General features: G+C 66.5%; 16 protein-coding genes and 1 pseudogene. 6 read left to right on the top strand and 11 right to left on the bottom strand.

Features of this window, described 5'->3' with window-relative positions; genetic code table 11:
* Window positions 1-9 precede the first annotated feature (9 nt).
* Window positions 10-1,134, bottom strand: a pseudogene (locus QZH66_RS05180) (efflux RND transporter periplasmic adaptor subunit); the annotation flags it as partial.
* 874 nt (window positions 1,135-2,008) lie between these two features.
* Here QZH66_RS05180 and QZH66_RS05175 point away from each other — a divergent pair.
* The 4 genes from QZH66_RS05175 (at window position 2,009) to QZH66_RS05160 (ending at window position 10,645) form a co-directional block, all read left to right on the top strand.
* Window positions 2,009-6,988 (top strand): NAD-glutamate dehydrogenase domain-containing protein, encoded by a 4,980-nt coding sequence (locus tag QZH66_RS05175; protein WP_305804895.1) that lies wholly within the window; start codon window positions 2,009-2,011, stop codon window positions 6,986-6,988.
* Window positions 6,989-7,114: 126 nt separating this feature from the next.
* Window positions 7,115-7,885 (top strand): NAD kinase, encoded by a 771-nt coding sequence (locus QZH66_RS05170; RefSeq protein ID WP_305804894.1) that lies wholly within the window; start codon window positions 7,115-7,117, stop codon window positions 7,883-7,885.
* An 80-nt stretch (window positions 7,886-7,965) separates the two neighbouring features.
* Window positions 7,966-8,910: a 5'-nucleotidase gene (locus tag QZH66_RS05165; RefSeq protein WP_305804893.1), complete on the top strand. Its 945-nt coding sequence runs from the start codon at window positions 7,966-7,968 to the stop codon at window positions 8,908-8,910.
* 364 nt (window positions 8,911-9,274) lie between these two features.
* Window positions 9,275-10,645: an NAD(P)/FAD-dependent oxidoreductase gene (locus tag QZH66_RS05160; RefSeq protein WP_305804892.1), complete on the top strand. Its 1,371-nt coding sequence runs from the start codon at window positions 9,275-9,277 to the stop codon at window positions 10,643-10,645.
* 18 nt (window positions 10,646-10,663) lie between these two features.
* Here the strand turns inward: QZH66_RS05160 and QZH66_RS05155 are convergent, their stop codons facing one another.
* The gene (locus QZH66_RS05155; RefSeq protein WP_305804891.1) at window positions 10,664-11,215 is read right to left on the bottom strand and encodes a DUF2939 domain-containing protein; all 552 of its coding nucleotides are present in this window, start codon (window positions 11,213-11,215) and stop codon (window positions 10,664-10,666) included.
* Between the two features lie 212 nt (window positions 11,216-11,427).
* On the opposite strand from QZH66_RS05155, the gene sbcD reads away from it, so the two are divergent.
* Together sbcD and QZH66_RS05145 are read left to right on the top strand one after the other, a co-directional pair.
* Entirely contained in the window at window positions 11,428-12,654 is a 1,227-nt protein-coding gene (gene sbcD, locus QZH66_RS05150; protein WP_305804890.1) for an exonuclease subunit SbcD, read from the top strand.
* Window positions 12,651-16,067: an AAA family ATPase gene (locus QZH66_RS05145; RefSeq protein WP_305804889.1), complete on the top strand. Its 3,417-nt coding sequence runs from the start codon at window positions 12,651-12,653 to the stop codon at window positions 16,065-16,067. The genes sbcD and QZH66_RS05145 overlap by 4 nt, the downstream gene beginning before the upstream one ends.
* Before the next feature lie 171 nt (window positions 16,068-16,238).
* Here the strand turns inward: QZH66_RS05145 and QZH66_RS05140 are convergent, their stop codons facing one another.
* From QZH66_RS05140 to asnS, 9 genes are all read right to left on the bottom strand, one after another.
* Window positions 16,239-16,925 carry a DUF2461 domain-containing protein gene (locus tag QZH66_RS05140; protein WP_305804888.1) on the bottom strand — a complete coding sequence of 229 codons (687 nt, stop codon included), beginning with the start codon at window positions 16,923-16,925 and terminating at the stop codon, window positions 16,239-16,241.
* Entirely contained in the window at window positions 16,922-18,364 is a 1,443-nt protein-coding gene (gene sbcB, locus QZH66_RS05135) for an exodeoxyribonuclease I (RefSeq protein WP_305804887.1), read from the bottom strand. Before sbcB ends, QZH66_RS05140 begins: the two co-directional genes overlap by 4 nt.
* An 87-nt stretch (window positions 18,365-18,451) precedes the next feature.
* Window positions 18,452-19,822 carry an NAD(P)/FAD-dependent oxidoreductase gene (locus tag QZH66_RS05130; RefSeq protein ID WP_305804886.1) on the bottom strand — a complete coding sequence of 457 codons (1,371 nt, stop codon included), beginning with the start codon at window positions 19,820-19,822 and terminating at the stop codon, window positions 18,452-18,454.
* A 19-nt stretch (window positions 19,823-19,841) separates the two neighbouring features.
* Window positions 19,842-21,116 (bottom strand): kynureninase, encoded by a 1,275-nt coding sequence (gene kynU, locus QZH66_RS05125; RefSeq protein ID WP_305804885.1) that lies wholly within the window; start codon window positions 21,114-21,116, stop codon window positions 19,842-19,844.
* A gap of 90 nt (window positions 21,117-21,206) precedes the next feature.
* Complete coding sequence (locus QZH66_RS05120; protein WP_305804884.1) at window positions 21,207-21,734, bottom strand: 3-hydroxyanthranilate 3,4-dioxygenase; 528 nt, start codon at window positions 21,732-21,734, stop codon at window positions 21,207-21,209.
* Between the two features lie 35 nt (window positions 21,735-21,769).
* Window positions 21,770-22,432 carry a carbonate dehydratase gene (gene can, locus QZH66_RS05115; protein ID WP_305804883.1) on the bottom strand — a complete coding sequence of 221 codons (663 nt, stop codon included), beginning with the start codon at window positions 22,430-22,432 and terminating at the stop codon, window positions 21,770-21,772.
* Window positions 22,433-22,649: 217 nt separating this feature from the next.
* On the bottom strand, window positions 22,650-22,964 hold the full coding sequence (locus QZH66_RS05110; RefSeq protein ID WP_305804882.1) for a hypothetical protein: 315 nt from the start codon (window positions 22,962-22,964) through the stop codon (window positions 22,650-22,652).
* Window positions 22,961-23,266 carry a hypothetical protein gene (locus QZH66_RS05105; RefSeq protein ID WP_305804881.1) on the bottom strand — a complete coding sequence of 102 codons (306 nt, stop codon included), beginning with the start codon at window positions 23,264-23,266 and terminating at the stop codon, window positions 22,961-22,963. Before QZH66_RS05105 ends, QZH66_RS05110 begins: the two co-directional genes overlap by 4 nt.
* A gap of 27 nt (window positions 23,267-23,293) precedes the next feature.
* The gene (asnS, locus tag QZH66_RS05100) at window positions 23,294-24,694 is read right to left on the bottom strand and encodes an asparagine--tRNA ligase (protein WP_305804880.1); all 1,401 of its coding nucleotides are present in this window, start codon (window positions 24,692-24,694) and stop codon (window positions 23,294-23,296) included.
* Between the last annotated feature and the right edge of the window lie 135 nt (window positions 24,695-24,829).

Here is a 24,829-nt window from a genome sequence, read left to right as displayed (position 1 = left end):
GGCGGTCTCCGGCTTCCACGGCACAGCCTTGGCCGGAGCGCCTTCCTTCACTTTCTGCAGGCCGGCCACGACCACCTGGTCGCCCGGTTCCAGGCCCGAGGAAATGCGCCAGTTGGGGCCCTGCTGGCCGTCGACAGCGACGTTCTTGCGCGTCACCTTGCCGTCCTTGCCGACCACCAGGACGAAGCCGCCATTGGTATCGCGCTGCAGCGCCTGCTGCGGTACCAGATAGGCGTTCTTGCGTTCACCCAGATGTGCGTCGAACGTGACGAACGCGCCCGGCAGCAGCACCCCGTCGGGGTTGGGCAGCACGGCGCGCAGCGACACCGCGCCGGTGCTCGGGTCCACCGTGGTATCGGAGAAATCCAGCGTGCCGGGCTGTGCATAGGTGCTGCCATCGGACAGCAGCACCTGGATGGTGGATTTGTTGTTGTCGTTCAACGCGACCGAGCCCTGGCTCTGGGCCTGGCGCAGCTGGGACAGCTCATCCACGCCCATGGAGAAATTCACGTACAGCGGGTCGATCTGGTCGACGGTGGTCAGCAGGGTTGCTTCGCCCTGGCCGACCAGGGCGCCTTCGGTGACCTGCTGCTTGCCGGCGCGGCCGGGAATCGGCGAGGTCACGTCGGCATAGCCCAGGTTGATCCGGGCGCCGGTCACTGCCGCCTGCGCCTGCTGCACGGCGGCCGCGCCGCTGCGTTCGGCCGCTTCGGCAGTGTCCAGATCGGACTGGGAAACAAATTGCATGGGCGCCAACTTGCGCGCGCGGTCGGCCAGCGCCTTGGCGTTGATGTAGTTGGCGCGGGCCGCGGCCAGCTGGCCTTCGGCCGAAGCCAGCGAGGCGCGCAGCGGGGCCGGGTCGATCTGGAACAGCAACTGCCCTTCCTTGACCAGGCTGCCTTCGGCATACACGCGCTTGAGCAGCACGCCGCTGACGCGGGCGCGGACATCGGCCGAACGGAACGGCGAGAGCCTGCCCACCAGTTCGCGTTGCAGCGGAAGCGTCTGCGGGGCGGCGGTGATGACGCCCACTTCCGGAGGGGGCGGGGCCTGCTGCTCTTCGGATTTCTTGCAGGCGGCCAGCAACACGGTGGCTGCGCAGATCAGAGCAAGGGTGCGGCGCGGGGCGATCATCGGGAGAAACTCCGGGTGGTGTTTATATAAGGTGTCATCGGCCTGTCCGGTGCTGCGGCGGGCGCACGCGGGGCACGCCCGATGGAGGATTCGCGGCAACGCCTGCACTGATGCGCATCGTTGCGGGGAAATACGTGAAAGGGTTGTGCTGCAACATCCAGCCCCGTGATGATGCTCATTAGCAGCCCGGCGATGAAATGCAGGTCGTCATGGTTCTTCCATCCTTGCAGGCCCGGTTTTCATTTGGCCATGGGATGCCCGGAGGATTTCGGCACAGGTCGAAACGGGCGCCCGGGTCGGATCGCGGCCCCTGGCGAGAGCATTGCGTCCAATCTCGCCACGAGGCGCGATTGGATGTGCCGCGGGCGATAGCGGATCAGCAAATCGACCAGGCGCACGCGTGCCGGCCGGCAGCTCGCAAAACACAGTGGGGTCGATGTGCGCCCGGCGTACGCGCGCCGCGTGCAACCGCGGACGCTGGCCATCATGGAGGTGTTCCCGCGTGTGCCCGGCGCGGCCGGTGTGGTCCGCCGCCTGTGTTGCCGGCAACTGGCGCACACCTGCCAACACGCGATGAGCGCGCGCGTCCGTTGCGCCGGGAGCGGGATGGGCTGGAGTCACAGGGTCAGAACTATACCGGTCGGTACAGGATTAATACAGCAATCCAAAGGGTCGGTTGTGATCGGCAATTGCCCCCGTGCCCATCTGCTGGAGTGGGCCGTGGCGTTGTACATATGGCCGGATAAAGCGCAATGGATAGCGGCGCATTGAACGCTGGTTGTTGTCGAAGGCATTGCCGTCCTGCAGCAAGGTTCTTTGAGTTGCGGGGGATACAATCGGTTTTTCCCCAGCCGAGCCTCGCCGTAGCTCTCCCATGAAACTGCAAAAAAGCGCTGCCAAACCCGCAAAAAGCAATTCAAAGTCGGCCGACAAGCAGGTGGTTTCTGCTGCAGGCTTCTCTCTCGACCCGGTGTTTGCAGCGTTGCGCAAGCGCTACCCGGCGGCCGCACAGGCCGAAGCGGTGACCTTTGCTGGAGATTTCTACAGGCGGATGGAAGCGGACGAGTTCCCGCACCATTCGGCGGCGGAGTGGGCGGCGGTTGCCGCTGACATGCTCGAGTTCGCCCGGGTGCGCAAGGCTGGCCAAGCCAATGTGCGGGTATTCAACCCGACCACCAAGAGCGATGGATGGGAGTCGCTGCACACGGTGATCCAAGTCGTCAATGACGACATGCCGTTCCTGGTGGACACGCTGGGCATGGCCTTGGCCGATCGCGGCATCGGCGTGCATGTGCTGGGCCATCCGGTGCTGCAGGTGACCCGCAACAAGGCCGGCAAACTCACCGCCGTGGGCACGGGAAATGCCGAATCGTTGATGCTGCTGGAGATCGATCGCCAGTCTGCCGAGGGCATGGCGCAGGTGGAAGCGGCGATCCGCAAGGCGCTCGACAACGTCCGGGGCATCGTCAAGGACTGGACGCCGATGCGCGAGAAGATGCTGGCGCTGTCCGAAGACCTGGGCAAGCGCCGCCTGCCGGTGGATGACACCGCCCGCCGCGAGGCGCAGGAGTTCCTGCGCTGGGCCGCCGATGACCACTTCACCTTCTTCGGCTACCGCGAATACAAGGTCGTCAAGCAGGGCAAGGAAGATGTGCTGTCGCCACAGGGCGAGACCGGCCTGGGCCTGATGCGCGTGCGCGACCAGTCGCCGCCGCGTCCGGTCAACACGCTGGCCGCGCAGGGCCTGAACACCACCACAGGCCTGGGCGATGCGCTGATCCTGACCAAGACCAATGCCCGTTCGCAGGTCCACCGGGCGGGGTACATGGACTACATCGGCGTGCTGGAATTCGACGCCAAGGGCCGCATCATCGGTGAGCAGCGTTTCCTCGGCCTGTTCACCTCCAGCGCCTACAACCGCCGCCCGTGGGAAATTCCGCTGGTGCGCGAGCGCTACGACTACGTGATGCGCACCTCCGGTCTTGCGGCCAGCAGCCACAGCGGCAAGGCGCTGCGTCACATTCTGGAAACCCTGCCGCGCGAAGAGCTGTTCCAGTCCAACAAGGAAGAGCTGTACCGCACCGCGATGGGCATCCTCGGCCTGCAGGAACGCGTGCGCAGCCGTCTGTTCCTGCGTCGCGACAAGTTCGGCCGTTTCATCTCCGCGCTGGTGTACCTGCCGCGCGAACGCTTCAACACCGATCTGCGGCTGCGCATCGAGGCGATGCTGAAAGACGCGCTGCAGGGCGAATACATCGACAGCAGCGTGGTGCTGGGCGATTCGCCGCTGGCCCAGGTGCACATGATCGTGCGCCCCAAGGTCGGGGGCAGTCTCGATTTCGACACCAGCGAGCTGGAATCGCGCCTGGCCCACCTGTTGCGCAACTGGCAGGACGACCTGCGTGAGGCGCTGGTGGCGCGCCATGGCGAAAGCGCGGGGCTGGAAATCGCCGCCCGCTTCGGCCGCGCCTTGCCGGCCGGCTACATCGAAGAATCCAATGCGGCGATCGCGGCCAATGACGTCAGCCAGCTGGCGGCGCTGACCGGTCCGGACGACCTGCGCCTGAGCCTGCAGTCGCTGCCGCGAGAAGGCGGCGACGGGCTGCGCCTGAAGCTGTATCGCCAGCTCAAGGACATTTCGCTCTCCGACGCACTGCCGCTCATGGAGAACATGGGCCTGCGCGTATTGGCCGAGCGTCCATACCGGCTGATGGTGGACAACGCCGCGACCTACATCCAGGACTTCGAGGTGGAGTCCGCCTCGGGTGAGATCGATGCGGCGCGGGTCGATGCCGTCTTCAGTGAAACCTTCGCCCGGGTGTGGCGTGGCGAGGCCGAAAACGACGGCTTCAACCGGCTGGTGCTGGCGGCCGGGCTGGACTGGCGGCAGCTGTCGATGCTGCGCGGTTACTGCAAGTACCTGCTGCAGATCGGCGTGCCGTTCTCGCAGGTATATGTGGAAGGCACCTTCACCCGCTATCCGCTGTTGGCACGCCTGATCGTGGAACTGTTCGAAGCCCGCTTCGAGCCGAGCCCGGCCACCGACAGCACGGCGATGGATGCCCAGCTGGCCCAGTTCAAGCTGCTGGCCGGTGACGACGCGGCAACGCTCAAGTTGCTCGACGGCGTGGTCAAGGCGCGCAAGAGCAGCCGTGATGCGCGCATGGCTGTTGTCCGCGAGGCGATGTACAAGCTGCTCGATGGTGTCTCCAGCCTGGATGAGGACCGCATCCTGCGCAGCTTCATCGGCGTGATCGGGGCGACCCTGCGTACCAGCTATTACATGCCGCGCACCGATGGCCTGCGCGCCGATGGTGGCCCGGCCGACTACATCAGCTTCAAGTTCGACGCCGCCAAGGTGCCGGACCTGCCCAAGCCGCGTCCGTACCGCGAGATCTTCGTCTGTGGCCCGCGCGTGGAAGGCACCCATCTGCGTTTCGGCCCGGTAGCCCGTGGTGGCCTGCGCTGGTCCGACCGTCGCGAGGACTTCCGCACTGAAGTGCTGGGCCTGGTCAAGGCGCAGATGGTGAAGAACACCGTGATCGTGCCGGTCGGGTCCAAGGGCGGTTTCTTCGCCAAGCAGCTGCCCGATCCGGCCGTGGACCGTGACGCGTGGTTTGCCGAGGGCGTGGCCTGCTACAAGCGCTTCATCAACGGCCTGCTCGACATCACTGACAACATCGTCAACGACAGGATCGTGCCGCCGCTGGGGGTGGTCCGCCACGACCAGGACGACCCGTATCTGGTGGTCGCTGCCGACAAGGGCACCGCGACCTTCTCCGATACCGCCAACGGCATCGCCCGCGCCCACGGGTTCTGGCTGGACGACGCCTTCGCTTCCGGTGGTTCGGTCGGTTACGACCACAAGGGCATGGGCATCACCGCGCGCGGTGCGTGGGAGTCGGTCAAGCGCCACTTCCGCGCCCTGGGCCAGAACTGCCAGAAGCAGGACTTCACCGTGGTCGGCATCGGCGATATGTCCGGTGACGTGTTCGGCAACGGCATGTTGCTGTCTGAGCACATCCGCCTGGTGTGCGCGTTCGACCATCGCCACATCTTCCTCGACCCGCACCCGGACGCGGCCTCGACGTTCAAGGAGCGCGCGCGCATGTTCAAGGTGCCGCGTTCGAGCTGGGCCGATTACGACACCAGGCTGATCAGCAAGGGCGGCGGCGTGTACCCGCGTTCGCTCAAGTCGATCGAGATCACCCCGCAGGTGCGTGAGGTGCTGGGGATCGATCCGGGCATCAAGACCATGACCCCGACCGAACTGATCAGCGCCGCGTTGCGTGCGCCGGTCGACCTGTTGTGGAACGGCGGCATCGGCACCTACATCAAGTCCTCGGCCGAGACCCACGCCGATGTCGGCGACCGCGCCAACAACGCGCTGCGCGTCAACGGGGGCGAACTGCGGTGCCGGATCGTGGGCGAGGGCGGGAATCTGGGTATGACCCAGCTGGGCCGGATCGAAGCCGCGCAGGCCGGGGTGCTGCTCAACACCGATTTCATCGACAACTCGGCCGGTGTCGACACCTCCGATCACGAAGTCAACATCAAGATCCTGCTCAACGATGTGGTGCGGGCCAGGAAGTTGACCGTCGAGCAGCGCAACAAGCTGCTGGCCTCGATGACCGACGAGGTGGCCGGTCTGGTGCTGATGGACAATTACCGCCAGAACCAGGCCATCAGCCTGATGGAGCGGATGAGCACCAAACGCCTGGGCTCCAAGCAGCACTTCATCCGCACGCTCGAGCAGCAGGGCCTGCTGGACCGGCAGATCGAATTCCTGCCGTCCGATGCCGAGCTGTCGGCGCGCAAGGCCCGCGGCCAGGGCCTGACCCGTCCGGAACTGGCGGTGTTGCTGTCGTACTCCAAGATCGTCGCGTTCCAGCAGCTGCTGGCCACCGACATCCCGGAAGACCCGTACCTGTCCAAGGAGCTGCTGCGTTATTTCCCGCTGCCGCTGCAGAAGAAGTACGCCGATGCCATGGAGCGCCACCGCCTCAAGCGCGAGATCATCGCTTCGGCCGTGACCAACCAGACCATCAACCGGATGGGCGCCACCTTCCTGATGCGCATGCAGGAAGACACCGGCCGCAGCATCGGCGAGGTCGCCAAGGCCTACACCATCAGCCGCGAGACGCTGGATGCACGGGCGCTGTGGGCGCAGATCGATGCGCTGGACGGCACCTTGCCGGAGTCGGTGCAGGTGGATGCACTGGAGGTCATCTGGAAGCTGCAGCGCTCGTTCGTGCGCTGGCTGCTGTCGCGTCCGGGCCCGATGCCCGGCATTACCGCGGCGGTGGAACGCTACCAGTCCGCATTCAACGACATCCGCGTTGCGTCCGGTGTGCTGCCTGATTCGCAGCGTCCCGCGTACGAAGCCAGCGTGCAGGAATGGAAGGACAAGGGGTTGCCGGCGGCCCTGGCACAGCAGCTGTCTGAGCTGCAGTTCCTGGAACCGGCGTTCGACATCATCGAGCTGGCGCGTACCCGCAAGCTGAAGCCGGTGGATGTCTCCAAGGTCCACTTCCGGCTGGGGGAGGCGTTGCAGATGCCATGGCTGTTCGAGCAGATCGACGCGCTGGAAGTCAACGGCCGCTGGCATGCGGTGGCCCGTGGCGTACTGCGCGACGAGCTGGCCGCCCACCAGCGCAACCTCACCGCGCAGGTGCTGCCGATGAAGGCCAGCGGCGCCGAGGCCAAGGTTGCGGCCTGGATGAAGCGCGATGACAGCAGCCTGCGCTTCACCCTGGCGATGCTGCAGGAGTTGGGCGAGCAGAAGACGCTCGACTACCCCACGGTATCGGTGGCGGTGCAGCGTCTGGGCCAACTGGCCGCGCACGGGGCCTGATTCCGTTGTTGCGGCCTGGCAACCGCCGGGCCGCGGTTTCAGTGATCGCAGCGACAGCCCCGTTCATGACGGGGCTGTCGTCTTTTCGGCCGCAGGGTATGCTCGTCACCCGAGTTGGAGCCGATGATGACCGTGTCCCCCCGTATCGCCTTTCTCGCCAGCAATACCGCGCCGGCCCAGGCCGCGCTTGCGCTTATGGTCGCGCGCTACGGCGATTACGCACCCGACCAGGCCGACGTGCTGTGCCCGCTGGGCGGCGACGGCTTCATGCTGCAGACCCTGCATCGGCACGGCAGCATGGGCAAGCCGGTATTCGGCATGAAACTGGGGACGGTCGGCTTCCTGATGAACCAGCACCACGACGATGATCTGGTCGAGCGCCTGGCGTTGGCCGAACCGGCGCACCTGCATCCGCTGGAGATGATCGCCCAGACCGAATCGGGCACCACCACCGGCTCGCTGGCCTACAACGACGTGTCGATGTTGCGGCAGACCCGGCAGGCCGCGCACATCGGCATCGACCTCAATGGCCAGGAGCGGGTGGCCGAGCTGATCTGCGATGGCGTGCTGGTATCCACGCCGGCCGGCAGCACCGCCTACAACTATTCCGCGCATGGTCCGGTGTTGCCGCTGGGCTCACATACCATCGCGCTCACGCCGCTGGCGCCCTACCGGCCGCGACGCTGGCGCGGGGCGATCCTGAAGTCCGACACCGAGGTGCGCTTCCGGGTGCTGGACCCGTACAAGCGCCCGGTCAGCGTCACTGCCGATTCGCATGAAACCCGCGATGTGGTGGAAGTGAGGATCCGCGAGTCGCGCCAGCGCAGGGTCACGTTGCTGTTCGACCCGGAACACAACCTGGAAGAACGCATCCTCAGCGAACAGTTCATGTTCTGAGGATGGGCCGCGGTCGCGGCCGCGATGGTCAAACGCCGGTGTGCGCCGGCAACGCTTTCCCCGATCCGGATATGCAGCATATGGGCGACAACTCACCAAGACTCCTCACCGTGGCCGTGACCTCGCGCGCCCTGTTCGACCTCGAAGAAGGCCATGCCCTGTTCGAAAGGGAAGGCGTGGAGGCGTATGCCGCCTACCAGCGCGAACACGAGGACGATGTGCTCAAGCCCGGCGTCGCGTTTCCGGTGGTGCGCAAGCTGCTGTCGTTGAATGCCGGCGCGCCGACGGAAGTGCCGCGGGTGGAGGTGATCCTGCTGTCGCGCAATTCTGCCGATACCGGACTGCGCATCTTCAATTCGATCCAGCATTACGATCTGGATATCGTGCGTGCCACGTTCACCGCCGGCGAGCCGACCTGGCCCTACGTCAAGCCGTTCGGCACCGATCTGTTCCTGTCGGCCAATCCCGAATCGGTGCGGCGGGCGCTGGTGCATGGCATCGCCGCGGCAACAATCCTGCCCAAGGCGCCCGGCGAAACGATGGCCGCCGCCCAGGAGCCGGTGGACAGCGATCGTTGCCCGGCGCAGCTGCGGATCGCCTTCGATGGCGATGCGGTGATTTTCGGCGATGAAAGCGAGCGCATCTCGCGCGAACAGGGCGTGGCGGCGTTCGGCCGCCACGAGCGCGAAATGGCGCATGAACCGCTCAGTGGCGGCCCGTTCCGTAATTTCCTTTCGGCCTTGCACGAACTGCAGGCGGCGTTTCCGGCCGGCGAGAACGCGCCGATCCGCACCGCGCTGGTGACCGCCCGTTCGGCCCCGGCCCACGAGCGGGTGATCCGCACCCTGCGCGAGTGGGGCGTGCGACTGGATGAGGCCCTGTTTCTGGGCGGGCGCCATAAAGGCCCCTTCCTGGAAGCGTTCGGCGCCGATATTTTCTTCGATGATTCGCAACACAACATCGACAGTGCGCGGCAGCATGTCGCCGCGGGCCATGTGCCCCATGGCGTGGCCAATCCCGATTGATCTGGAGTGTTTTACGGCGGCCCGCGTGACGTGTGACAGTTGCCGGCCATCGCCAGGGCCATGTTAGGATGGCCGCGCTCTTGCGAGTCTTCCTGCGACACCGCGTCGCGCACAACCTGCAGAACTGCGGCAGGTTCCACTTGCGGAGCACCCACCCGGTTGGATAGAGGGGCGGGGCCTGATTCCACGGCCGGTAGCGTTTTCGACTGCCTTTACCCCCTGTGATCGCACTGCTTACGGCGGCGGCCGGGTGCCCGTGTGCCATCCGGAGTTCGACCCTTGTCTCTCCGAGTGGCGCGTACCGCGCCCTTGCGCAGTACCGCACCGGTTTCGATGCGGTCGCAACACAGGAGAAACAATCCGAATGACCATGCGTATCGCCATCCTTGGCGCCGGCCCCAGTGGGCTGGCTCAACTCCGTGCTTTTGAATCGGCCCGGCGGGCAGGGGCCGAGGTGCCCGAGATCGTCTGCTATGAAAAGCAGTCCGATCTTGGCGGGATGTGGAACTACACATGGCGGACCGGGCTGGATGCCTACGGAGAACCGGTGCACGGCAGCATGTACCGCTACCTGTGGTCGAACGGACCGAAGGAGGCGCTGGAGTTCGCCGACTACAGCTTCGAGGAACACTTCGGGCGGCCGATCGCCTCGTATCCACCGCGTGCGGTGCTGCGCGACTACATCATGGGCCGTATCGAGAAGAGCGGCGTGCGCGACCAGATCCGCTTCAACATGGCCGTGCAGTGGGTGGAGTACTCCGCGCAAACCGGTCGCTTCACCGTCACCGTGCGCGACCTGAAGAAGGACGAACTGGTCACCGAGCAGTTCGACCGCGTGATTGTGGCCACCGGGCATTTCTCCACGCCCAATGCGCCATTTTTCGAAGGTCTCGAGCGTTTTCCGGGGCGGGTACTGCATGCCCATGACTTCCGCGATGCCTGTGAATTCACCGGCAAGGATCTGCTGCTGGTAGGCAGCAGCTATTCGGCGGAAGACATTGGCACGCAGTGCTACAAGTACGGCGCCAAGTCGGTCACCTTCAGCTACCGCAGCGCGCCGATGGGCTATGACTGGCCGGCGACCTTCGACGAACGGCCGCTGTTGCTGCGGCTGGAAGACGACATCGCGCACTTTGCCGATGGCAGCTCGCGCAAGGTCGATGCGATCGTGCTGTGTACCGGCTACCAGCACCATTTCCCGTTCCTGTGCGACGAGCTGACCCTGCGCACGCGCAACCGGCTGTATCCGGGCGACCTGTACAAGGGCGTGTTCTGGATCGACAACCCCAAGCTGGTCTACCTCGGCATGCAGGACCAGTACTACACCTTCAACATGTTCGACGCGCAGGCCTGGTATGTGCGCGATGAGATCCTTGGCCGGGTGACCCTGCCGGACACCACCACGATGCGCGCCGACAGCGAGGCATGGGTGGCGCGCGAAGAAGCCACCACCTCGGTGGAGGAGGACATCGACTTCCAGACCACCTACGTGCGCGACCTGCTCGATGCCACCGACTACCCGGACTTCAACGTCGAGGCGGTTGCGGCGTTGTTCAAGGAATGGAAGCACGACAAGCAGGCCGACATCCTCGGCTACCGCAACCACAGCTACCGCTCGGTGCTGACCGGCACCCTGGCGCCGCCCCACCACACGCCGTGGATGGAGGCGATGAACGATACGCTGGAAGCATTCCTGGCCGACCGCGAAGTCGAAGACGTCCGCAAGATCGCCTGAGTCAGGCCGGCGCCGGGTTCATCCCGGCGTCGGCCGCAGCGGCAGCACGATGTCGGTCAGCTGCCAGCGCAGCCCGCTGCGGGAAAACACGAACACCATCGGCGTGCCGTCAGCGGTATAGGTGGTGGCGGTGAAACGCGACCACGATTCGTAGCGGTGGCGGGCGCCCTGCAACGGCCTGGCCGGCGCGGGTGCGGCATAGGTGTCGCCGCTGGCGGTATCGCCGATGGCCCGCTTCCACACGTTGCGCCCCTGCAGCAGCGCGCCGATGCCGGCCGGCGTCACCAGCGTATCGACCCCGGCACCGGCCAGATTTCCGGCAATGCCCACTGCCACCGCGCCAAACAGGCTGCTCTGCACCTCCGGGCCGGCGCGGCGGACCATGTAGTCGCCCAGTTGCGCCTTGAGGTTGATCCGGACCGAGGGGAAATCCACATAGCGCGAAAGCCGGGCGCTGTCGTTGTGTTCGAGTGCCTTGGCGATGCCGTGGATGGCCAGGTACGGCCCGGCGGCGACATAGCCGCCCAGTATCAGCAGGATCAGGGTTGCCGCCAGCAGCCACTTCTTCATCGTCCATCCTCGTCATCATGTGCCGGGCAAAGCGTGCCGCAAAACCGCGCTGGATGGGTGAACCGCAGCCCGGCACAACGGCCGACGCCTTCGCAGCCGCTGAGACGCACTCGTGCTGACATGGCCGCAGGATCGCCGGCGGTGCACACTTGCCGCTCTTCGCCACAGCGGATGCGCCTCCGCCATCCACGTCTTTCCGGGAACCGCTTCACATGCGCCTGCTGCACACCTCCGATCTCCACCTGGGCCAGAACTTCCTCGGCCAGTCGCGCGAAGCCGAACATGCGGCGTTTCTGGACTGGCTGGTCGGGCAGGTACAGGCGCACCGGGTGGATGCGGTGCTGGTGGCAGGCGACGTGTTCGATACCGGCACCCCGCCCAGCTACGCGCGCGAGCAGTACAACCAGTTCATCGTCGCCCTGCGCGATACCGGTGCGCGGCTGGTGGTGCTGGGTGGCAACCACGATTCGCCGGCAATGCTTTCCGAATCGCGCGATCTGCTGGCGCGGCTGGATACGCTGGTGGTGCCCACGCTGATGGCCGAGCCGCAACAGCACGTCTACCGCATTCCCGGCCGCGACGGCGCACCGGGCATGATCCTGTGCGCGGTGCCCTTCATCCGCGCCCGCGATGTGGCACGCAGCGAGGCCGGGCAGAGCGCCGATGACAAGCGTGGCACGATGATGGACGGCATCGCCGCGCATTACGCGTGCATCCACGCCGCCGCCGTCGCCCTGCGCGAGGCCGAAGCCGCGCCATTGCCGATCGTGGCTACCGGTCACCTGACCACGGTCGGTGCCAGCACCAGCGATTCGGTACGCGAGATCTATGTCGGCTCGCTCAACGCGTTTCCGACCAGCGCGTTTCCGCCAGCGGCCTATATCGCGCTGGGCCACATCCACCAGCCGCAGAAGGTCGGCGGGCTCGAGCACATCCGCTACAGCGGCTCGCCGATTCCGCTGAGCTTCGACGAGGTCGGGCAGGCCAAGCAGGTGTTGCTGGTCGAGCTGGAGGGCGAACAGCTGCAGTCGGTGACACCGCTGCCGGTGCCATGTTTCCAGGTGCTGGCGCGGGTGGCCGGCACCCTGGCCAGCCTGCCGCAGCAGCTGGCCGACGTGGCTGGGCGTGTGCCGTCCGGCGCGCTGGGCTGGGTCGAGGTCACCGTTGAGATCGATGACTACTTGCCGGACCTGCAAGGCCGCATCGCCGCGCTGGTCGAGGCGCTGCCGCTGGAGGTGCTGCGCATCCGCCGCAAGCGCAGCAGCGTCGGCGCGGTGATCGAGGCCGCCGACGGCCAGCACCTGGACGAGCTGCAACCGCGCGAGGTGTTCGCGCAGCGGCTGGCGCAGGAGGAAGAACTGCCGGAAGCGCGGGTGGCCGAGCTGCACAGCTGTTTTGAGCAGGTGCTGGCTGCGATTGAAGGCGGGGAGCCGGCATGAAGATCCTCTCGCTGCGGCTGAAGAACCTCAATTCGCTCAAGGGCGAAACCCATATCGATTTCACCGCGCCGGCCTTTGCCGATGGCCTGTTTGCCATCACCGGCTCCACCGGTGCCGGCAAGACCACGCTGCTGGATGCCATCTGCCTAGCGCTGTTCCATCGCACCCCGCGCATGGCCACCATCTCGGCCGCACACAACCCGCTGATGACCGAACACACCGCCGACTGCCTGGCCGAGGTGGAGTTCGAGAGCCGTGGCCAGCGCTACCGCGCGTTCTGGGCGCAGCGGCGCGCGCGCGACAAGGTGGATGGGCGCCTGCAGGCGCCGCAGGTGGAACTGGCGCTGGCCGACGGCAGCATCATCACCACCTCGATCAAGGAGAAGCTGGAGGAAACCGAGGCCCGCACCGGGCTGGATTTCGACCGTTTCACCCGCTCGGTGCTGCTGGCCCAGGGCCAGTTCGCCGACTTCCTCAACAGCTCCGACAAGGACCGCGCCGAACTGCTGGAACAGCTCACCGGTACCGATATCTACAGCGACATCTCCCAGCGCGTGTACCAGCAGACCGAGCAGCGCAAACGCGAGGTCGAGCAGTTGCAGGCCCGTGCCGGCGGCGTGCAGCTGCTGCCTGAGCCCGAACGCACGGCGCTGCAGGAACAGGCCGAGCAGCTGGCTGCGCAGCTGCCGCCGCTGCTGGCCGCGCAGCAGCACAGCCGCGAAGCGCTGGCCTGGCGGCAGGAGCTGGACCGGGTGCAGGCGCAGTTGCACGCGGCCGACGCGGACACGCACGCCGCGCAGCAGGCGCTGGAGGATGCCGCGCCGGCGCGCGAGCGCCTGCAACGCGCGCAGCCGGCCGAAGCGGGATGGCCGGCTTACAGTCATTGGCAGCAGGCGGTACAGGCGCTGGTCGAGGCCGGCGCTGGCCGCGAGCACGCGCAGCAGCGGCACGTTGAACACCGCGAGCTGGAGCGCAATGCCCTGTGGCAGTGCCTGCAGCTGGCGCGGCAAAACGCACAGGCCAGCCGTGCTGCGTTGCAGCGCGATGAGCAGCGGCTGGAGCAGCTGCAGGCGATCCAGACCGGTGTTGCCGCGCACGCGCAGCTCGGCGACAAGTTGCCGGGCTGGCGCGCGGGGTTTACCCAGTTGCAGGCCGCCAGCCAGCAGCAGGTGCAGGCGCAACAGGCGTTGACCGATGCGGCCGGCAAGCACGTACAGGCGCAGGCCCAGCTGCAGGCCGGCGACGCCGAGCAGGCAGGGCTGGCGGTGGCAGTGGCGCAGGCCATTGCACAGCGGGACACGCAGGCCGCACAGTTCAGCGCTGCCAGCGCCGGCACCGGTCTGGAGGCGCTGCGCGCCTCGCGCGACCAGCTGCGTGAACGCTATGGGGCATTGCGTGATCTTTCGCCGCTGGCCGAGCAACGGCAGACGCTGCGTGCGCAGATCAGCGCCGAGCAGGCACAGCTGCAGGAGCTGCAGGCCGCACGGGTCGATGACGAACAGCAGCTGTCAGCGGCGCAGGCCGCGCTGGCCGTCGCCAAGGCAACCTGGGACGACCGCCAGCGCATCGCCGCGCTGGAACGGCAGATCATGGATCTGGCCGGTCATCGCGCCGCGCTGGAAGACGGGCAGGCCTGCCCGCTGTGTGGTGCCACCGAACACCCGGCCATCGAGCAGTACCGGCAGCTGGACCCCAGCGCGGCGCAGGCCGCCGCCAGTGCCGCCGAACAGCACTACCAGCAGGCCTACGAACAGCAGCAACGCAGCGAGCTGCAGCTGGCTGCGCGGCAATCGGAACTGGCTCGGACCGGCAAGCAACTGGAAGTCTTGAACGGGCAGTACGCTGCGCTCGGCAACGAGTGGGCGACGCGTTGTGCGCAGCTGCAGCTGCAGCTGGTGCTGGGCGAAGGCGACGAACAGGCATCGCTGCAGGCCGAACTGGATGCCACCCGTGCAGCGGGCACGCAGCTCAGCGAACAGGTGAACCGGCTCGAACAGCTGGGAAACGCGCTGCAGGCTGCGCAGCAACACTGCACCGAACAGCAGCTGGCGCTGGACCGGCATGACACCCGGCTGCAGGGGCTGCGCGACGCATTGGCGCTTGCCGCCGGCCGCGAGCAGGAGCTGAGTGATCGCCACGCTGCGGCCGTCGACGAAAGCGCACGTCTGCGCGAGCAGTTGTCGGCCGGCCTGCCCGAAGGCGAGGTGCCGGCCGATAGCGGCGCATGGCTGCAGCAGCGCGAACAGGAATGGGCGCAATGGCGCCAGCGTGAAACGGAGCTGCAGCAGCTGCAGCAGTTGCTGGTGCAGCGGCGCAGCGATGTCGGGCAGGCGAGCGAGCAGGGTAGTCACTGGCAGCAGCGCTGGGACGACAGCGGCCATCCCGCCGAGCCGGCGCTGGCGGCGGTGGCCGATCCCGCCGCCGCGCTGCGCCACGCCATTGCCGGACTGGAACAGGTGCGGCAGCAGTTGCAGCGTGCCGCCGCCGAAGCGCATGCGGCCGAGGTGCTGCTGGAGAGCCGCACGCAGGACCTGCGCCAGGCCGAAACCCGGCTCGAGGCGGCGCTGCACGAACACGGCTTCGCCGACGCCGGGGCGCTGCTGGCCGCGCGGCTGCCGCCCGAACAGCGTCAACAGCTGCAGGCCCAGCAGGATGCGCTGGCGCAGTCGCTGGCCGATGCCCGCAGCCGTGCGGCGCAGCTGCGCGAACGCGAGCAGGAGCTGCAGGCCAGCCCGCGCAGCGATGCCAGTGTCGAACAGCTGGAACAGCAAGTGCAGGAAAACGAGGCCGCGGTGGCGCAGGCACGCGACCAGGCCACCCAGCTGCGTACCCGGCTGGAACTGGATCAGACCCAGCGCACTGGCCTGCAGGCGCTGCACGCGCAGATCGCCGAGGCCGGCGCGCGGCTGGAACAATGGCAGCACCTCAACGGCCTGATCGGTTCGGCGCAGGGCGACAAGTTCCGCACCTTCGCCCAGGGCCTGACCCTGGACCAGCTGGTGCGGCTGGCCAACCAGCACCTGCAACGTCTTGATGGCGGCCGCTACCTGCTGGCCCGCGCCGGTGCCGGGCTGGCCTTGAGCGTGCTCGACACCTGGCAGGCCGACGTCCGGCGCGACACCCGCACCCTGTCCGGCGGCGAGAGTTTCCTGGTCAGTCTGGCGCTGGCGCTGGGGCTGTCGGATCTGGTCAGCCACAAGACCCGCATCGACTCGTTCTTCCTCGACGAAGGCTTCGGCAGCCTCGACCCGGACTCGCTGGATGTCGCCCTGGACGCGCTGGACAGCCTCAACGCCCAGGGCAAGCTGATCGGCGTGATCAGCCATGTCGATGCGGTCAAGGAACGCATCCCGGTGCAGATCCAGGTACGCAAGACCCGCGGGCTGGGCCACAGCACGGTGCTTAGCCCCTGAGCCGGGGACGTCCTGCGGGCAGATAGCCCCGCGTTCCGAGCAAATTGCTCCATTGGCCGGACAAAAAGCCCCGCGCACCGGGGAAAAAGCCCCGGACTCCGAGCAAACTGCTCCATCAACCGAGCAAAAAGCCCGGCGTTACAGTGGCAGGCGGGGTGAAGCGGGGCCCGATCAGAACTCCAGATCCAGTGCCGCGCACAGGTAGTCGATGAACGGCGCCAGCGTGGTGTAATCCTTGACCAGGGTCTGGCGCAGCTGCGGGCTGCACATCTGCGCTTCGGTCAGCGGGCGCGAATACACCCAGTTGCGCTGTTTCAGATCCTCGATGTGTGGGTGATCGGCCGGGTAGCCGCGCGGCGGCCGCTGCAGCTTCTCGTCGGTTTCCATTTCGAAGCGGCGGGTGATGGCCGGGTCGCGCACCGCGCGCTCCCAGCTGGCCGGGTTGTCGAAAATGAACTGCCGCACTTTGCGCATGCTGTCCGGTTCGGGATGCCACAGGCCGCCGCCGAGGAAACAGTTGCCCGGCTGCAGGTGCAGATAGAACAGCGGCACGATCTGCAGGCGGCGGCGCTCGTGATAGAAGCGCGCGCCCTGCCAGGTCTTGTACGGCGATTTGTCGTTGGAAAAACGTGCATCGCGCTGGATGCGGTACAGCGAGCCGCCCACGGTGCGCGGATCGGCGCGGAAATGCGGGCTGATCGCTTCGATGTCCGGCTGCAGGTCGGCGATCAGGCGCAGGAACGGCTGGCGCACATGCGCTTCGTACTGCGCCTTGTGGTCGTTGAACCAGGTCTTGTCGTTGTGCGCGGCCAGCCCACGCAGGAACTTGAAGCTGGCGTCGGAAAAATAGGCGGTCATAGCGATTGCTGCAGGTGCTGGCCCCACTGCTGCAGGTGCTCCAGCAGGGCGAGGCGCTCGGGTTGGTCGTGGTGTTCGGCGCACAACTGCTCGATCTGCGCGAAATACTGCGGCAGGGTCTGCTCGCCCAGGCGGGCGGCCTCATCGAACAGGCGCAGGCGGCGGTAGTCGTCCCAGCGTGCGCGGTCCTCGCTCTGCAGCGTGTGCGGATGGTTGCGGGCGCGATAGCGGAACAGCAGTTCGGGCAGGCGTGGGTCGCGGAAGCGGCCTTCCAGCTCGGCCAGCGCTTCGGGCGGAGCGGTGCGCACCTTGGGCATCAGCGCCTTGTCGCCGTCGGCCAGGAAGCCGTCGTAGAGCGAGGCGTCGGCATCGACCGGACCGGCCGGGCGCTCGCCGGCGAACACGCAGCGCACCTTCTCGGCCAGTTCCGGGCCTAGCGCACGCAGCTGTTCGACCTTGGCCTCGATGGCCGCTGGATCGATGGCCAGACGTTCGAAGTCAGGCGCGCGCAGGTGGTTCCAGGCGACCAGCGCCGGCACCTTGTTCAGATGCACTTCCTTCAGCGGCACGCGCTGCTGGCCCTCTGGCAGGTCGGCGGCGCGGGTGTACAGGCGCGCGGCGATCTCCTCGGCCGACAGGTCCAGCAGCTGCTGCACGTCGCCTTCCAGATCGAACACGATCACCCGGTTGCTGATGTGCGGGTGGCGGGTCAGCGGCAGCACGGGTGCGGCGCACAGCCGGTTGGCCGGGTAGCGCATGGAGATGTGCAGCACCGGCGTCATCGCCACCACGTCCAGCAGGCTGGCGACAAAGCGCTTGTCGCGCAGCTTCAGCGCGTAGTCCCACATGCGCGGCTGCGCCTGCTTGAAGCGGCGGGCCATGCCGATGGTGGCGTAGACGTCGGACAGCGCTTCATGGGCGTCGCCTTCGCGCACGTTGTTGGCGATGGCCAGGTGTTCGAGCTTGAACGAGGTGGCGCCGTCCTCGCGCTGCGGCCATTCGATGCCGTCCGGGCGCAGTGCGTGCACCAGCCGCAGCATGTCCAGCAGGTCCCAGCGCGAATTGCCGCTGCGCCATTCGCGCTCGTAGGGATCGAAGAAGTTGCGGAACAACCCGTAGCGGACGAACTCGTCGTCAAAACGCAGGGTGTTATAGCCCAGCGTGCAGGTCTGCGGCCGGCTCATCAGGTCGTTGATGCGGGCGAAGGCCTCGGCCTCGCTGACGCCTTCGGCCAGCGCGTGCTGCGGGGTGATGCCGGTGATCAGCGTGGCCACGGGCGAGGGCAGCAGGTCATCGGCTGGCTTGACGTAGAAGCTGACCGGCTCGTCGATCACTTCCAGCTCGGCATTGGTGCGTACCGCCGCGAACTGGGCGATGCGGGTGCGGCGCGGGTCCTGACCGAAGGTTTCCAGGTCGTAGAAGAGGAAGGAGTCTGGCATGTTGGTTTTTACCGTCGGCTATTCGTTTATGTCAGCCGTGGCGACGGCATCGTTCATACGCGACCGGAACGGTACTGGGGTGCGCCATCAGTGCGCTCCTTCCAGAACCGGCAGCTGGGCATGGATGATCTGCTCCAACGCGGCCCAGTCCATATGTTCAAGTGTGGTGTGGCCGGCGGTGGCGTCGGCAAGAATGCGTTGCTGGATGCGGGTGCGCTCCAGCGCCACGGCATAGGGCGTGTGCAGGAAGGTCACCATCGTGTAGTGCGGCACGAAACGGGTGGGCCAGCGTGCCTGTAGTGCCTGTTCCAGCTCGCGCTGTAGCAGGAAGGCTGGATCGGCCACCTGGTCACGCATCTCGATGTAGTTGTCCAGCGCCATCTGCTGGATGGCGGCGGCGTTGGGCTTGCGCTCGGCCTGGAACGCGGCAAATGCGGATTCCACCGAATCGTTTTGCTGCAGCATGCGCGCCAATGCCACACAGTCCTCGAATGCGCAGTTCATGCCCTGGCCGTGGAACGGCACCATGGCATGGGCGGCATCGCCGAGCAGCACCGCGCGCCCGCGCAGGTGCCAGCGGTCCAGGTACAGCGTGCCGAGCAGGCCGGGCGGATGCTGTTCCCAGTCATGGTGCAGATCCGGGATCAGTGGCAGCGCGTCGGCGAAGTCGCGCTGGAACAGCGCTTCGGCCTCGATGCCGTTGCGCACGCTGGCAAAACTGGGGTCGCCCTCGTTGGGCAGGAACACGGTGACGGTGAACGTGCCTTCGTCATTGGGCAGGGCGATGCACATGTAACGTCCGCGCGGCCAGATATGCAGCGCGTGCGGCTCGATCTGGAAACCGCCGGTCGGGCCGGGCGGTATTTCAAGCTCCTTGTAGGAGTGGTCGAGAAACTCGGTGTGCTCGCCCAGCGGCGATTTTCGGTTCATCGCCGCGCGCAGCGCCGAGCCGGCACCGTCGGCCCCGATCAACGGCGTGTTGAAGTGGATGTCGTGCGGCTGGTCGTCGCGGTCGTCGATGAAGCGGGCGTAGCCGGCGTCGAAATCCACGGTGTGCAGGCGGCGGTGGAAGTGGATCTTCGTCCCGGCCTGTTCGGCCAGCTGCAGCAAGGTGGTGTTGAGGTCGCGGCGATGCACCGACCAGATGACTTCGCTGTCATCGCGGCCGTAGCGCTGCAGTTCCTGGCTGCCATCGCGGGCATGCACCATGCGCCCGCGCATCATCACCGTCTTGGCCATCACCTCCGCTTCCACGCCGGCCTGGCGCAGCGCGTTGCGGCCGCGTTCGGCCAGCGCCAGGTTGATCGAGCGGCCGGACTCGTAATCGGCGATGCGCGGGTCGCCGCGGCGTTCGTAAATGGTGATCTGCCAGCCCTGCCGTGACAACAGGATGGCGAGCAGGGAGCCGGCCAGGCCGGCGCCGATGATGGTCAGGGAACGCGGGTTTTCAACGGTCAATGCGATGGTCCGGAAAGGGTTATACGCCCGCCCACGTTTCCACTTCCTCGACGAAGCGGTAGACGTCGCGGTAGCGGTTGTACATCGGGGTGGGGGAGATGCGGATCACGTCCGGTTCGCGCCAATCGCCCAGCACGCCGACCGACTGCAGGTATTCAAACAGGGCGCGGCCCTGTTCGCGGCCGCCGAGCACGCGCAATGACAGCTGGCAGCCACGGCGTTCGGCTTGCGACGGTGTGACGATCTGCAGCACATGCGCCAGGCGGTGCTGCACCAGCGCTTCGAGGAAGCCGGTCAACTGCAGCGATTTGCGCCGCAGCGCTTCCATGCCGGCCTGGTCGAACAGGGCCAGCGAGGCGCGCAGGGGCGCCAGCCCCAGCACCGGCGGGTTGCTCAGCTGCCAGCCTTCGGCGCCGACTGCGGGCACGAACTGCGGCGCCATCTGGAAACGCGAGGCTTCCTCGTGGCCCCACCAGCCGGCAAAGCGCGGCAGGCCGGTGTCGCGGGCATGGCGTTCGTGCACGAAGCAGCCGGCCACTGCGCCGGGGCCGGCGTTGAGGTACTTGTAGTGGCACCACACGGCGAAGTCGGCGCCGTTGTCATGCAGCGACAGCGGCAGGTTGCCCACCGAATGGGCCAGGTCGAAACCGACGTTGGCACCTTGGGCCCGCGCCAGCCGGGTGATCGCGGCCAGGTCGAATGCCTGCCCGCTGCGGTACTGCACGCCGGGCCACAGCACCAGCGCCAGGCGCTTGCCGTGCTCGCCGATCGCGCGTTCGATGGCCTGCATCGAGATCGTGCCATTGGCCTCGTCGGGCTGCACTTCGATCAGGTCGGTAGCCGGGTTGAAACCATGGAAACGGATCTGCGCTTCCACCGCATGGCGGTCGGTGGGAAATGCACCGGCTTCGATCAGGATTGCCGGGCGCTCGGCGGTGGGCCGGTAGAAACTGACCATCATCAGATGCAGGTTCACGCTGAGCGTGTTCATCGCCACCACTTCCGTGGGCTGCGCGCCGACCACGCGCGCCAGCGATTCGGCCACCAGGCGGTGGTAGCCCATCCAGCGGGTCGGCCCGGTGAAGTGGCCTTCAACGGCGATGCTGCCCCACAGGTCCATCACTTCCTGCACCATCGCCCGGGCGCCGCGCGGCTGCAGGCCGAGGGAATTGCCGACGAAGTAGGTCTGGTCTGCGCCCTGGTGCTGCGGGAAAATGAACTCGCCGCGCAGCGGCTTCAGCGGGTCGGCGGCATCAAGGGCGATGGCGTGGGTGCGGGATAGCGTGTCAGTCATCTGCGTGGGCTGCGTTCGGACGAAGCGGCAGTTTACCTGCCGGCCCGTGGTTGCTGCCGGTGCTCTGACCAGCCGGGTGAGAGCCGCGGCTCAGCTGTCGTGCGTCGCCGGTTGCGGCAGCGGATGCAGCGTGCCGCATTTGTTGCAGGTGCGATGCTCCAGCGAGCCGTGGAAACGGTCGAACACCTTGGGCAGGTCGGTCTCGATGTTCTCCAGGGTGAAGAACTCTTCGTAGAGCTTGTGGTTGCACTGCGGGCAGAACCACATGAAGCCGTCGCGCTCATGCGCCAGCCGCTTGCGCTCGACCACCAGCCCGACCGAGCCGGGCATGCGTTGCGGCGAATGCGGCACGCCACCCGGCAACAGGAAAATTTCGCCGGCGCGGATCGGAATATCGCGCACCGCGCCATCTTCCTGCACCCGCAGCACCATCTCGCCTTCGAGCTGGTGGAACCATTCCGGGCCGGCATCCCAGTGATAGTCGCTGCGGTTGTTGGGGCCGCCGACGACCATCACGATGAAGTCGCCGTTGTCGATGACCTTGTTGCCCACCGGCGGCTTGAGCAGGTGGCGGTTCTGGTCGATCCATGCCTGCAGATTGAGGGGGGAAGCAAGCATGGGGCGAACGCCTGTGCTGGGGGGAAGAGGGGGAGTCAGTCGCGGCGGCCCTGGCGCGGCACATGGGCCAGGGCCCGGGCATAGGCCGGCAGCAGGTCATCGGCGCTGCCGACGTCGATGCCCATCTCGCGCACCTTGCCGTCGCGCAGGCTGTAGACCCAGCCGTGCACCATCAGCTTCTGGCCGCGTTCCCAGGCGTCGTTGACGACGGTGGTGTGGCAGACGTTGACCACCTGCTCGATCACGTTGAGCTCGCACAGGCGGGCATGCCGTATTTCCGGATCATCGATCCGCGCCAGCAGATCGGCGTGCTTGGAGGCGACATCACCGACGTGGCGCAGCCAGTTGTCCACCAGCCCCACGCGGGTGTTGTTGAGCGCGGCATGCACACCACCGCAGCCGTAATGGCCCACGATCAGGATGTGCTTGATCTTCAGCTGGTCCACGCCGTACTGGATTGCGCTCAGGCAGTTCAGGTCGGTATGCACCACCACGTTGGCAACGTTGCGATGCACGAACACTTCGCCCGGAGCCATGTCGATGATCTGGTTGGCCGGCACGCGCGAATCCGAACAGCCGATCCACAGATACTCGGGGTTCTGCTGGGTGGACAGTTTGTGGAAGAACTCCGGGTCTTCCTGCACCTGGCGCTCGGCCCATTCGCGGTTGTTCTGCAGCAGCTGGTGGATGTCTTTCATGCGGTGTGGTCCCGGACGTGGAAAAGGGGAAGGCGCTGCGCAGGGGGCGTGGCGTCGTCGGGGGAGTAGAGGGGGTGGCAGCGGCTGTCGCAGCCCAGCCGGTATGCCGAGGCGAGTGGCACACGGCGCTGGCCGCCGCCTTCAGCCGCGCACGCAGGTCGCGCGCGTGACTTCCGGGTGGTGGCAGTGCAGCGGGCCGGATTGGGCATGAAAGCTCTCAGGCGCGGGCGCCCAGGCTCTGCACCATGCGTCCGCGCAGTGCGTCGTCACTGTCGGCCTGCGGGGGCTGCACTTCATGCAGCGAGAAGCCCCGGATCAGCGCGTCTTCTTCGTCGAGGCCGCCAAATGCGACGAACTCGGCGTCGAACAACGCCGCGCGGGCGGTGTCTTCGCTGTCGTAGCTCAGGGTGTTGCCGTCGCTGTCCAGCACCTCGGCGGTACCGGCGGGACGGGTGCGCAGGCGCGCCCAGATCAGGGTGTTGCCCAGACTGGCCAGCCACCATTGGTCAACGGTTTTTTCGGAATCGTTCATGCAAATACCTGTGAGAGCAGCCACAGCGCCAGCGCCATGCCGATGCCGAACACCGTGGCGCCCAGTGCGACAAGCGCCGGCGTCGCCAGCCCGGACAGCGAGCGGTCGCCAAGCTGGCGATAGCTGCGCCTGCCCAGCCAGCGCAATGACGCCGGCTTGAGGAAGGCGCCGGGGCCGAACTGTTCGGCCAGCGCGGGGTGACGGTCGCGGATATGGATCAGGGTGAGGGGCCAGAAAATGAGGAAGGCGCTGACCCCGGCAATTGCCACCGCAACGAAACAGAGTGCAAAAAACAGGGTCATCGCAGCCTCCTAACCGGCATCGGTTGATCAGAACTCCGCAGAGCCCGGTGCGCGCGGGTAGGGGATGGCGTCGCGGATATTGCTCAGCCCGCAGACGTACACCACCAGCCGTTCGAAGCCGAGGCCGAAGCCGGCATGCGGCACCGAGCCGTAACGGCGGAAATCGCGATACCAGCCGTAGTGCTCCCGGTCCAGGCCGAACTGGGCCATGCGCGCATCGAGGACATCCAGACGCTCTTCGCGCTGGCTGCCGCCGATGATTTCGCCGATACCCGGCGCCAGCACGTCCATCGCCGCGACGGTCTTGCCGTCGTCGTTCAGGCGCATGTAGAACGCCTTGATGTGCTCGGGATAGTTGGTCACCACCACCGGACGGCCGATGTGTTCTTCGGTCAACCAGCGCTCGTGTTCGGTCTGCAGGTCCAGGCCCCATTCGACCGGGTAATCGAACTTCCTGCCCGAGTTCTGCAGCAGCCGGATCGCCTCGCCGTAGTCGATCTGCTCGAACGGCGCGTTGATGAAGGCTTCCAGCTTGGTGATCGCGTTCTTGTCCACGCGCTCGGCCAGGAACGCCAGGTCGTCGCCGCGCTCGTCCAGCACCGCGCGGAACAGGTATTTCAGGAACTGTTCGGCCAGCCGTGCGTTTTCAGCCAGATCGGCGAACGCGATTTCCGGCTCGATCATCCAGAACTCGGCCAGGTGGCGGGTGGTGTGGCTGTTCTCGGCGCGGAAGGTCGGCCCGAAGGTGTAGACCTTGCTCAACGCCAGGCAGTAGGCCTCCACGTTGAGCTGGCCCGATACGGTCAGGAAGGTTTCCTTGCCGAAGAAATCGCGGCTGAAATCGACCTCGCCCTTGTCGGTGCGCGGCAGGTTGACCATATCCAGCGTGGAGACGCGGAACATCTGCCCGGCGCCCTCGGCGTCGGAGGTGGTGATGATCGGGGTGCTGATCCAGTTGAAGCCGTTGTGGTGGAAGAACCGGTGCACGGCCTGCGACAGGCAGTTGCGGATGCGGGTCACCGCGCCGAACAGGTTGGTGCGCGGGCGCAGGTGCGCCACTTCGCGCAGGAACTCCAGCGAGTGCGCCTTGGGCTGGATCGGATAGGTTTCCGGGTCTTCGACCCAGCCCACCACTTCCACCGCCTCGGCCTGGATCTCGAACCCCTGGCCCTGGCCCTGCGAGGCGACCAGCTTGCCGCGGGCGATCACGGAGCAGCCGGCGGTCAGTCGCTTCACTTCACTGTCGTAGTTCGGCAGGTCGGCCGGTACCACCACCTGGATCGGGGCGAAGCAGGAGCCGTCGCTGACATTGACGAAGCTCAGGCCGGCTTTGGAGTCACGCCGGGTGCGGACCCAACCTCGGACTGTTACTTCGCCGCCTTCCGGGATCTTCCCGGCAAGCGCATGTTCAACGCTGACCACCGTCATGACTTGAATCCTCTGCTGATCGACTCGATCTGTGAATGCGGGAGTTTAGCGGTTGCCGGCTCACCCTTGCGAGGCATTTGTGCTTCCGCCACCGGCGGCAACCAGGCCCAGGCCCTATAATCATTGCGTATTCTG

The organism is Stenotrophomonas sp. YIM B06876 (assembly GCF_030711595.1).
Taxonomy (GTDB): domain Bacteria; phylum Pseudomonadota; class Gammaproteobacteria; order Xanthomonadales; family Xanthomonadaceae; genus Stenotrophomonas.
The sequence above is the reverse complement of the archived record's forward strand: the minus strand, read 5'-3'. Positions and strand labels throughout refer to the sequence as shown.